The sequence below is a fragment of the Paraglaciecola hydrolytica genome (genome assembly GCF_001565895.1).
Lineage (GTDB): Bacteria > Pseudomonadota > Gammaproteobacteria > Enterobacterales > Alteromonadaceae > Paraglaciecola > Paraglaciecola hydrolytica.
The window spans coordinates 57,875-69,594 of sequence record NZ_LSNE01000020.1; the positions used below are offsets into that span (position 1 = coordinate 57,875).

Annotated in this window: 8 protein-coding genes; 2 read left to right on the plus strand and 6 right to left on the minus strand. The window is 44.5% G+C overall.

All coding sequences use genetic code 11. The features are described from left to right. Positions 1-17: 17 nt before the first annotated feature. Positions 18-719, plus strand: coding sequence for a GntR family transcriptional regulator (locus AX660_RS21850; RefSeq protein ID WP_068382159.1), 702 nt, complete (start codon positions 18-20; stop codon positions 717-719). Between the two features lie 46 nt (positions 720-765). On the opposite strand, the gene pobA is transcribed toward AX660_RS21850, so the two are convergent. Beyond that, positions 766-1,980 carry a 4-hydroxybenzoate 3-monooxygenase gene (gene pobA / locus AX660_RS21855; protein ID WP_068382161.1) on the minus strand — a complete coding sequence of 405 codons (1,215 nt, stop codon included), beginning with the start codon at positions 1,978-1,980 and terminating at the stop codon, positions 766-768. Between the two features lie 136 nt (positions 1,981-2,116). Here pobA and AX660_RS21860 point away from each other — a divergent pair, with 136 nt between their 5' ends. After that, on the plus strand, positions 2,117-2,998 hold the full coding sequence (locus AX660_RS21860) for a helix-turn-helix domain-containing protein (RefSeq protein WP_068382162.1): 882 nt from the start codon (positions 2,117-2,119) through the stop codon (positions 2,996-2,998). Positions 2,999-3,455: 457 nt separating this feature from the next. Here AX660_RS21860 and AX660_RS21865 read toward each other — a convergent pair whose 3' ends face one another. The 5 genes from AX660_RS21865 to AX660_RS21885 form a co-directional block, all read right to left on the minus strand. Further along, on the minus strand, positions 3,456-4,880 hold the full coding sequence (locus tag AX660_RS21865) for a glycoside hydrolase family 140 protein (RefSeq protein ID WP_201027488.1): 1,425 nt from the start codon (positions 4,878-4,880) through the stop codon (positions 3,456-3,458). 34 nt (positions 4,881-4,914) lie between these two features. Beyond that, positions 4,915-6,591 (minus strand): glycoside hydrolase family 43 protein, encoded by a 1,677-nt coding sequence (locus tag AX660_RS21870; protein WP_068382164.1) that lies wholly within the window; start codon positions 6,589-6,591, stop codon positions 4,915-4,917. Continuing rightward, positions 6,588-8,069, minus strand: a complete 1,482-nt coding sequence (locus tag AX660_RS21875; protein ID WP_082769070.1) for a nucleoside hydrolase-like domain-containing protein — start codon at positions 8,067-8,069, stop codon at positions 6,588-6,590. Before AX660_RS21875 ends, AX660_RS21870 begins: the two co-directional genes overlap by 4 nt. Before the next feature lie 20 nt (positions 8,070-8,089). Continuing rightward, a complete protein-coding gene (locus tag AX660_RS21880) occupies positions 8,090-9,571 on the minus strand; it encodes a DUF1593 domain-containing protein (RefSeq protein ID WP_082769071.1) in 1,482 nt (493 codons plus the stop codon). Positions 9,572-9,663: 92 nt separating this feature from the next. Then, positions 9,664-11,541, minus strand: a complete 1,878-nt coding sequence (locus AX660_RS21885) for a hypothetical protein (RefSeq protein ID WP_068382165.1) — start codon at positions 11,539-11,541, stop codon at positions 9,664-9,666. Positions 11,542-11,720: the final 179 nt, after the last annotated feature.

An 11,720-nucleotide genomic window follows, 5' to 3' on the forward strand; every position in this document is an offset into this window, starting at 1 on the left:
TAGCCTGAGGTAAAAACATGATCCGTGATGGGCAATCGATTATTAGCATACTGCGCGATAAGATTATTTCAGGCGAATTTTCTGCTGGCGAACGTTTGGCCGAAATCCCTACTGCTGAACGTTTAGGTATTTCACGCACACCCATTCGTATTGCATTTCGGGCCTTGGTGCAAGAAGGATTGCTGGAAAAATTGCCACGTCGTGGTTATCAAGTCAGAAATGTTAGCTCAGCTCAGATCTGTGACTCGGTGGAAGTACGTGGTGTACTTGAAGGTTTAGCAGCAAGACAGGTAGCCGAAGCCGGACTCAATCAAACAACTCAGGATGAACTTCTCGCCTGTTTAGCGGCGGGGGATGCCTTGTTTGAAGATGGCAAGTTAGTGGAAGAGGATATCCGACATTATCAAAACATGAACATGCGTTTTCATGATTTGATTATAACTGCCAGCGGCAACACAGCCATAAAATCTGCTTTAGCCTTAAATGAACACATGCCATTTGCGTCGGTTAATGCTCTGGCATTTAATCCGCAAGAATTAACAAGGGAATACCGCCGTTTGCATTATGCCCATATGCAACATCATGCGGTTTACCACGCTTTGGTGAATGGGCAAAGTGCACGAGCTGAAGCCTTGATGAAAGAACATGCTCACGCTACATTGGCTTATTCGGATTTGTTTGATAAGAAAAGCGCCAAAACAGTTTCAAAAAAAAGTTAGTTTGTTACTTTTTATAAGAAACAAACTAACTCAATATTAGAAATAATTAAATTTGCGGGTAGGGCAAACCCACATATTGCATGGCAATAACCTTTTGACCCTCTTCATGACTGAGATAGAAATCCAATTCAGATTTCATAAAACGTGCAAAAGTTTTCTGATCCATATTGTTGGCTTCGCCAGCGTCATCTTTAAAATCATGTAACATATTGCTCATCCACCACGAAAAACGCTCTGCCTGCCATACACGGCTCAGGGCTAATTCTGAGTATCGTTGGCTAGCATTTGCTTCGTTATCTTTATACTCCTTGCATAACAAACCATACAAAATGGCCACATCAGAGGCTGCCAGATTTAAACCTTTTGCGCCAGTGGGGGGCACAATATGGGCAGCATCACCAACTAAAAATAACTTACCTAATTGCATGGGTTCACATACAAAACTGCGCAGTGGTGCGATGCTTTTTTCAATGCTTGGGCCAGTTACCAAAGCATCAGCCGACTCTTGTGGCAAACGATGTTTAAGTTCATCCCAAAAGCGTTGATCGCTCCAGTCCTCAACCTTGTCTGTGAGCGGTACTTGTAAATAATAACGCGAGCGGGTTGAAGAACGTTGACTGGCTAAGGCAAAGCCACGTTCGGTTTTACAATAAATTAATTCATCGGCCACGGGCGGGGTTTCACTCAGTATTCCTAGCCAACCAAAGGGGTAAACACGTTCAAATTCCTGACGTTTTTCTGCTGGGATGCTTTTACGCGACACACCATGAAAACCATCACAGCCCGCTATATAGTCACATTCTAATTGGTAAGTAACACCGTCTTGTTCAAAGGTCACTGAGGGTTGAGCGCTTTCAATATCATGCAAAGCAACCTTGCTGGAACTGTAATAAGTTGTCTGTCCTTGCTCAGCGCGCGCGGCCATTAAATCGCGAGTCACTTCAGTTTGGCCATAACACATTACGGTTTTACCCTCAGTGAGTTTGTTTAAGTCGATGCGGTAAGGCTTGCCGTAATAACTAATGGCAAATCCGTCATGCACATGGCCTTCCGCATCCATGCGTTCACTCACTCCCGCTTCACGTAACAAATCAACCAGACCTTGTTCCAGAATACCAGCCCGTATACGCCCTAAGACATAGTCACCCGATACGCGCTCAATAATTACATTGTCTATGCCTTGTTTAGCCAGTAATTGACCGAGTAATAAACCCGACGGCCCTGCACCAATGATGGCGACTTTGCTTTTGATTGATTGCATTTTTAATCCAACTAATTATCTGTTAGGACAATCATGGCTAATTAAATAGCAATTATGAATTCACATACGCGCTAAGTTATTGTACTTTTGCGTCAAGTTAGTAATGGCCTTAACCCAAAACTGCAGTATGTAATGTATGACAGATAACGCTATTCCTTTTTACGATCTCTATGGTGAAGCTTTTATTCGCCAAGAGCCTAATGTGGCTCATGTGGAAGACATTGCTACCAGAAGTCGCGGCCTAGGTTGGGAGATTGCACCACATCGGCATAATAGGCTATCGCAGATTATCGCGGTATTTGACGGGCAATGGACTGTTGAACTAGACGATAAACACCATGATTTGCTAGGAAATTGGCTGGTATTAATTCCCGCTGGTGTGGTACATGGCTTTCATTTTGCGTCAAACACCCAGGGTTTTGTTTTATCGCTGAATGACTCTTTGTTAACAGGGCAGGGTGAAAGTACTGCCAATGATTTATCCGCCTTGGTGTGGGAGCCGCAAGCTCTAGAATTTAAAGACGCCAGGCAAATAGAGCGCTTTTGCAGTTATATCAAATTACTTAAGCATGAACTCACCGCTGATGAAGTAGCGCAGAATCTCGCTGTAACCCACCTAGTGCAGCTAATTTTAGTCACGGTATTACGCCAGCAACGTTTGCAAGCTATGACACTCAGTAACGCCAGTCGAGAATCTAGCATTTTGCTGAAATTCCGTGCCTTGATTGAGCAGCACTATATGCAACATTTAGCGGTTAGGGATTATGCCGAGCACTTGCACATATCGATCTCTAAACTTAATCGCCTGTGCCAAACCTTATTAAACGATTCACCTAAAGCCATTATCCATCAACGTTTAGTCATCGAAGCCAAACGGCGTTTGATCTACACCAAACAAAGTGTGGAAGAAATCGCAGAAGTACTGGGTTTTAGTGATCCTGCTTATTTCAGCCGTTTTTTCAAACAAATGGTGGGTCTCACCGCGGGTGCTTTTCGTCAACAAGGGAATATTAGTTAACCTGAGATCTGGTTAAGCCAGCATTAAACTCTGACTATTGGCGTACATAAAATGACATGCTTCTATTTTAATGGAGTCGATAAACTGAAAGCCCGTCGGCTTGCCACTTAAAACCGGATTTTTTATATTTTTTCCCTGTTTGGTCAAAGATGTAAACATGTTGTGTAGCGAGTAACTTGTGGCAATTTACTCGTTTTTGTTTTTTGCTCACTCCTATACTCTTGTCAATTTCATGGTAGTACTCAACATGTGTATTGTTTGTTGCTATCAAGCAAACTGGACATCATTGCAGGGCTGACATAGGTCTTCATGACCTTATATTTGCCAGCTAATAATTCTGTTGTGCTCCACTACGTCTTGTTTACTGTCCAGTGAAGACTCGCGTTAATGCTGCGCCTGTATCAGCAGATTGTGGCGCAGAACATTGCCACTGTTGGCGGCATATTTCTCCCTACACTTATTTAAAGTCGAGGATAAGTACCCAATCATTAGCGGCTTGCTCTTCGCCCGGTGGGTCAAAATGTAATACAGCGTGGTTTTTCATCTTTAGGGCGGGGGATGTTTCACCATTTTGTGGGTTGTACCAACTTGCCGTAACAAACTTAGCGTTAATTTTACTGCCATCAATGTCGAACGAACGGCCGGTATAGGTATATATAAAGGCGTAATTCTGCCCTCGGGTTGCCACTAGATAGTTATATTCGTCCCCGTTAGCGCCAGCGATTAAGTTTTGCGCGGGTACTCTTTCAAAGTAGGGCCGTGACAGCATAAGGTTTTTTAAATATTGCATTTGGCCCGCGCCCGGTTCATGCATACCTTCATACCAATAATTGCGCACCCCAAATGCGCCATCACCACTATTGGGTTTGTGCATTTGCATGACAGCATTATTGCCAAAGGTATGTCCAAATGCGCCTGCAAAGACTGACCAATAAGCATAACGTCTGGTATCTGCATCGTTCCAATAACCTTCTTTGGGATCGTGCAAACCTCGTGGAATATTTTCGTAGGAGGGTTCGCCATCTATGCTTGGTTTAATCGGCAGGCGGGCATAATCTTCATTGATATAACGCCAATTATCTTCACCTTTCCACGTAGCTGGATCATCAGTGCCAATTTGGTCGTAACGGCGATGGCCGGATTGAAACATATTAAAATCTAGCCAGTCACTATTGTGGAACCATGTCGAGGATTGTGTGCGGCCACGGGGATGAAAGGTGATGAGTTGTTGGTCAGCATGTTTATCTAAGGCTGTGCCCATTTTCTCCCATACTTGGGGAATTTCGTTGCCATAAATATCACCGCCGTTAAGCCAAATGATGTTGATTCTATGTGCAAATCGTTGACCTAACCAATCGGCATATTGCGCGGCCCATTCACCCTCTTGTGGCTGTTTTTTGGCGATAGTTCCCCAAGCAGGTACCATGGCCAGATATAAGCCTTTTTTTGCGGCTAAATCGGCAATGTAGTCCACGTGATCCCAGTAGTCGTACTGTTCTTCATCGGTGAACGAATGCCCCTTGCTTACTTTAGGCTCTGTAAAACCTTCGCCATTAAACGCATAGTCACCATAAAAATTAACTGCAGGTAAGTCATGGATCACCATGACTTGAATAACATTAAAACCTTTGTCTTTTCTGTCGTCTAAATAACGTTCCGCTTCTTCTCTGCTGAGTTTTTGAAATAACAACCAAGCGGTATCAGCCAGCCAAAAGAAAGGTTGTCCGTCTTGATACTGTAAAAAACGACCATTGGTCGAAACTTGTAATTGTTGTAGTGCATTGCCGCTTTTAACGGGTGAATGAGTGAGGGTAGAACACGCACTCATCATAAACAAAGTGACAAGCAAAACATTGGCAATATAACGCTTTTTTAAACTCACAAGATTTCCTCTACCGTTAAATCGAATTACTTAATTAGAATTTGCTTTTCTGAGTGCAACAGGGGTGGGGCAGGCTAAAGTTAAATTCAGTAAAATCGGCATAATGTTGCACTGCACGAGTTTGCCCTTGGTTTAAGCGAGCAAATAATCCGACTTTAGCGCCGACCCAACGACCGGCCCTCGCCTGAAACAATTCATCAAAGGTTTGAAAACGTCCCTGACTATCTACATAACCTGAGGTCACTACACCACCGGCTGATACAGTAAAGCGTAAGGTCACTGTATCGCTTGGCCATTCCACTTGGGCTTTAAAATGTTCTGTGCAATCTTGGCGGGTATTTTTACATTCGGCGAAACCTAACATGGCTTTACCCTCGGTTTTTTGCATGCCAATCCAACGGTAGTCTTCACCAAACATAATGAGTCCGGCACTGATATTGTCGCTATCAGGGCCAATGTTCATGGTGGTCTGTACGATAAATTCTGGGGCAGGGAGTTTTTGCAACAAGATGGCAGGGTTCAACCATAGGTTGTGGGTTTCTGGCGCGATATCAGGTTGAGCAAACAATCTCAGCTGACCTTTATTGGCAGAAAGGGAATACCAATCATCCTGATAATTGGCATTCCACTGCCATTGTAAGGCCAGTGTGCTAGCGGAAAAATCATCGCTAAAAGGTAAATTACTTATGTTTTGCACAGGCCCTTTAGGTTTTGCATAAAAACGCACTGGATTGCCAATGCCATCATGGTCAGCGTCTACTCCAATCACAGGCCAATCATTTTGCCAGCTCATAGGTTGCAAATGCACTATGCGACCATAGGCTGTTTTAGACTGAAAATGTAAAAACCAATCCTCCTTGGCGGGCGTGGTTACCCAAGCCCCCTGATGGGGCCCATTGGTTAAGGTATCACCTTGTTCCATCACAGTTTTATGCTCATAGGGGCCTTGAATATTAGTGGCACGAAACACCGTCTGCCACCCAACTGGGACACCTCCTGCGGGAGCAAAAATATAATAGTAGCCATTACGCTTATAAAATTTAGGGCCTTCTAAGGTTTTATAACCGGGAATTTGATGACCATCGATGATGATCTCTCCTTGGGGGGCAACAACACTGGCATCAGTTGTCATCTCATGTAAGGTCAAAATGTTATTTATGCCCGCGCGGCTTTTTGCCCAGCCATGCAGTAGATAGGCTTTACCATCGTCATCCCACAGTGGGGTAGGATCGATCAATCCCTGGCCGACTAAAATTAAACGAGGTTTACTCCATTCTTGCTTAGGATCCTTGGCCGTTACGACATAAATACCAAAATCGGGATCAGGATAGAAAATCCAAAATTGTTCATCGTGATAACGGATATTGGGTGCCCATACACCCTCACCATGACGCGGCTGCGAAAAATGCGGCTCAGGCACTTGCACGGGCAGGGCATGGTTGATCAATTGCCAGTTAACTAAATCTTTTGAATGTAAAATAGGTAAGCCAGGGGCTGCATTAAAACTCGAGGCTGTCATGTAATAATCGCCATCAACAGCGACGACATCTGGATCAGAATAGTCAGCGTACAGAATAGGGTTTTGGTAGTAGCCATTGCCTAAATCAGCTTGCCAAGGCGCGGCAGTTTGTTGCGTTGGATTGGTGCACGCAACTATGTTTAATACCACAAAAGTGACGATAGTTAGTATGACACCAAGCCGTAATATCATGGTGTTACGTCCACAATCACACGTTGATAACGAGTAAGTCGTGGTGTGCCGTGGTCGGTCACCGCTAAAATGAAATGCATGGTGCCTGTACCAGGAGGCATCACCCGAGACGTTTTTACGTTAAACCAGGCTTTTGGCTGGTCAAAGTTATTAATATCATGTTTTAACCCTGTCCGTGAGTTAGACATCCCCCGAGTGCCTGCTTCTTCATATACAAACCAATGGTAAGACAAGGCATCGCCATCCGGATCGGTTGAATTAGAGGCATCTAGTTCAACTCTATCGCCGACTTTGGCAACAATATAAGCAGGATGGTTTAATTTAGGCACGGGTGGATGATTTGCTTCTTTGTAGGGTTTAATCGTCCAATCCATACGAGCGGCAAAATCATTTTGATAGGCTTCACGCCAACGCCAGATTGAGGCGTGGTTGGTGGTATGCCACTCGCCATCATTGCCAAGCACTTCATCTTGCGCGTTGGTCCAGATGGGGCGGGTTTCTTCTTCCAAAAACCACTTTTCTTTTTTCGGTGTATACAGCTCATAGCGGCCGCCCCAACCACCCCAATTCGGGTTTTCCGGACTGCTTAATCCATTGTTGATTAGATTTAAAAAGGCGGGGGTATCACCTTCCATCATATATTCCCAAGATGGGTACACTGCACCTAAAGGTCCTTTTTCATGAATGTTGCGTTTTAACCATTCGTTAGACACTAATTCAAAGTCAGCTCCGCCAAAACGGCCATGGAATTTATCACCACCAATAGCAATCCATGTGGCATGGTGAAATCCGCCACCGGCATTAATGCCAGGTGTCACAATATAAAACAGCTCGGGAAATTCTTTGCGGATCCACGGGCCACTGTCGTCCTGATCGGAAATGGCGTAAACCCGTAATTTTGCCACAAAGGCCTGCAGTTCAGTGGCCGTGCGAGTCGCGCGTACTTTCCATAGCGCTTGGGCAAGTACATTGGGGCCACCCCACACGTTAACCCATAAAGGCCTTTTATCCATGCGATCAACTGCTTTAATTAATAAGTCTGAGCCCGCTGAATCTTTGCCTTTACCTACACCGGCCATATCATGCACAGGAATACTTTGTGATATTTTACTGAGCAAATAATCGGCTGTTGGGTAACCTGGCTCGTGTAATATTAAGTTATCTCGAACCTTGCCATAGGCCTCGACGATTCTAGTTATTTGCTCTGGTTCAATTTGGTCTTTTTTAGGGCCTTGGGGCGTGGCCACTAAGCCTTCTATATCGATTTGATTGGCATAGGTTAATAAGCGCACCATGGACATTTGGTCATCCGGATCGCCACCAATATCGGTCAAAACAAACAGACGAGGTTTTTCATTATTGCTGAGTTGTTGCTCGATATTTTTAGCAAAAACTGAAGTGATATTACTCAGTAACAGAATTCCAGAAAATAAAATTGTGGTACGCCTGATTTTGTTAACAAAGACATTATTTTTCATAGTATAAATACCCTTAGCTTTTAAGGTTTAACATCAACAATTACGCGCTGATAACGCGTTAAACGGGGTGTGCCGTGATCAGTCACTGCCAAAATAAAGTGCATGGTGCCGTGACGTAATACACGACTCGTTGGCACCGTAAACCACGCTTTAGCTTGGTCAAAATCATTCACCTCAACGGGTTGTCCTGTGCGTGCTGTCGATACGGTAAAAGTACCGGCTTCTCCGTAATAGAACCAAAGATAAGATAGGGAATCACCATCTGGATCACTTGAGCCTAAGGCTGACAAATCGACCCGTTCACCCGGCTTGGCAGTTACATAATTGGCATGAGCGAGTTTCGCTACCGGCGGGTGGTTTGTTTCGTCATAAGACTTAATCGTCCAGTCCATTCTTGCTGCAAAATCATGCTGGAAAGCTTCACGCCAACGCCAGATTGTCCCATGGTTACTGGTATGCCAACGACCATCATGGCCGAGTACTTCATCAACTGCATTAGTCCAAAACGGACGCGTTTCGGGCTCTAGGAACCACTTTTCCATATGTGGTGTGTACAACTCATAACGACCACCCCAGCCGCCCCAATTTGGATGTTCCATATTGTTTAAGCCGTTATTAATCAAACCAAGGAAGCTTGGTGTGTCACCTTCCATTAGGTATTCGGTATGGGGGTGTTCTGCACCTAGTGGGCCTTTTGAACGAATGTGTTTATCCAACCATGGGTTGTCAACTAAGGCGAAGTTGCCTCCGTCAAAACGCCCATGAAAGTTATCGCCTGCAATACCACTCCAGGTTGCAAAGTGATAGCCACCACCAGAGTGAAAACCGGGGCTGGCAATATAATGTAATGCAGGAAAATTTTTGCGGATCCACGGGCCAGAATCATCCTGATCTGAGATGGTATAAACCCGAATTTTTTCAACAAATTTGGCAAGTTCTTTGGCTGAACGGGTGTCATGTACTTTCCACAGTGCCTGAGCAAGTACGTTAGGACCACCCCAAACCGTTACCCATAATGGTCTAGAGTCTTTTTTATCTACTGCCGCGATAAGGGCTTCAGAACCAGCTGAATCCATGCCTTTACCTACTGCATGCATGCCGTAGTCTGGTAAGCCCTCAGCCACCACAGATAATAAATGTTGCTCAGTAGGAAAACCTTTCTCGTGTTGCAATAAGTTATCACGCACTTGTCCATAGGCTTTAATAATACTGCGAATTCGTGGAGCAGCAGTGCGATGTTGCTGGTGGATAGAGGTTGTGGCTATTAAGCCTTCGACATCCCATTGATTTGAATACACCAAGAAACGCACTAATGATTGTGCATCATCCGGTTCATTTTCGATGTCGGTTAAGACAAATATCCGTGGTTTTTCTAAGCCGACTGCCTGTGCTCGGCTGCATAGCACCAACACTAAGCCTGCGCAGACAACACTAGCGACTACTATTCTTAACGTTTGACTTAGTAAGCGCAGCAAGCTCTTATATTTCACACTGATGTTCATAATAAAATTATCCAAGTGATTCTAGGGTTTTTTCCATGCTCTACCTGCCCTTAGGGATTAAATATCAGTTCTAATTTTGCAGAAAATAGGAATTAAGATTCAGGTTCACGGTTAGCGACAATGCTGACATCATCAATTAAAAATTGGCTCTTTGTGCTTTTAATGTCAGCATCAGTTAGTTCATGGCCGCCGCTTCCACGCCGACGATATTCGCCAGTCCTAATGACTAATCGTTCAACGTTTGGCACCAACTCAGTGAAATACGCTTTACGATAAAGCACTTCTTCACCGTTGATGCGGAATTGAAAACTGTCCACATCGTGGTCTGGATTAACGTCTATCTCTACGTCCATCCATTTATCTGCCGTATAAGTGCCAGCGGGTTTCCAGATCCCTTCGTGTTTGGCTTCAACCTGACCTTGTTCAGTGAAGGCAAGTTGCACCGCGCGTAAACCCGCGGCGTTTACTAGGTCAATCTCTAAGCGACCATTCACTTGTTTAGCTAATAATTTAAAGCGGATCAGGGCTGAACGGCTAGCGGGGAATACCCGAGTGACACTGGCATAATCGTAGGGATCTTCATCAGCTAAAGACAAGACATTACCTTGTGCAGATCGAGTATCATATACTGTCACAGGGGCCCAAAGGGGTTTGTATATATTCCAACCAATGGGCAAATTGACAGCATCTAATTGTGAAAAATCATCGTTAATATTACCGCTCACCACACTCTGAGTTGGTGTTGGTACCATACTCACCCAGATATCTTCTTTATTAACACTGTAAGTAAGCCAAAGGTTGCCATCGGCAGGTGTACCATTACCTTCCACGATGCCGCGCACATATTGTGCACCCATATTTTTATATTTACCTGGGTAGCGCTGAACGGGTAATTCACCATGTACAGCTAATAAATTTTGGAAGTTTTGTCCATTTTCACTGGTGGCTATCGCCAAGGGATGACGCAAGCGCGTGGTGGGGTTAAAAGCTAAAGCGTAACGTCCGTCTGTTGTTTTTTGTCCCCAGTACTTAGCCGCACTGGCCGGAATATTGATAGCTTGCCCGCTGCTTTGCCAAGATAGGGCTTTGTTGTCAGTAACAAAGGTGGCGCCGGCTTTAACTATTCCCATTGTTTGACCCGAGGGCAGGGTATAATAAGATAGTGCTTGTCCTTCAACGCCGTATAAACCGGTTTTATCTAAACGATCTTCTTCCCACCATGGTGAGGTTATTAACCTGTCGGCCAACAAACTTTCACACGCTGCAATAAATTCTTTATCGTCACTGGTGGAAAATAAGGGGAAATGCTCTGTGTCCTGTTTAGTCCAATTTCCATTAGCATTAAGACGGATGAAATAAATCGGACTTAATGAGCCATCAGCATATATTTCGCGGACCGCCCGTCCTACACCTTCACCCATGTGAGGTTTGGGATAAGAACCAAAAAACGCGGTAGTTAATAACTTACCGTTTGGCGCATGGTAAAAACTGGCTCGTTGGTGATTAATACTAAAATTGCCATCGGACAGTTGATAAGCGGGAAAGATAACTTTGGGCGCTTCCCATGTTATGCCATCTGTCGATGACGTCAGTGAGGTAGATGTATTGGGATCATGCTCATTCACTGGGGCATGCAAATAATTTAAATAAAACTTACCACGCCAATAGGCCAGCATGGGGGCGTGTGTATAAGTATCGCTTACCTTATCAGCATGCATAGAATTGATTCGATTGGCGCGGTAAACCTGAATATTTTGCACACCGATAACCGGACGTAATCCACCATCGGCATTGCTATTAACCACTATCTCGCCGTCGTATTGAATATTGGCTAGTGTTTTTTCGGCTGATGAACTTGAGGGTGTTATGACAACTTGCTGCTCTTTTGTGCAAGCGACCATCAACAGGCAATAAATCGCCAATGTTATTTTATTGGCGATTAGTCTTTTGAGTATTGCCTGTTGTGCCATGGTTGCTTCCTTTACTGCTAAAAATATCGTCTGTCTATCGTTCAGTAGCGTGACTAGTTGACTCTATCCATACGCTTAGCAAAATCATCAAGATATTCTTCACGCCATTTACTGACGGATTTGGCGCCAATATGCGGGCCTTCAGCAAATTCTGTGGCGGGGTTATCAATCCACCAAAT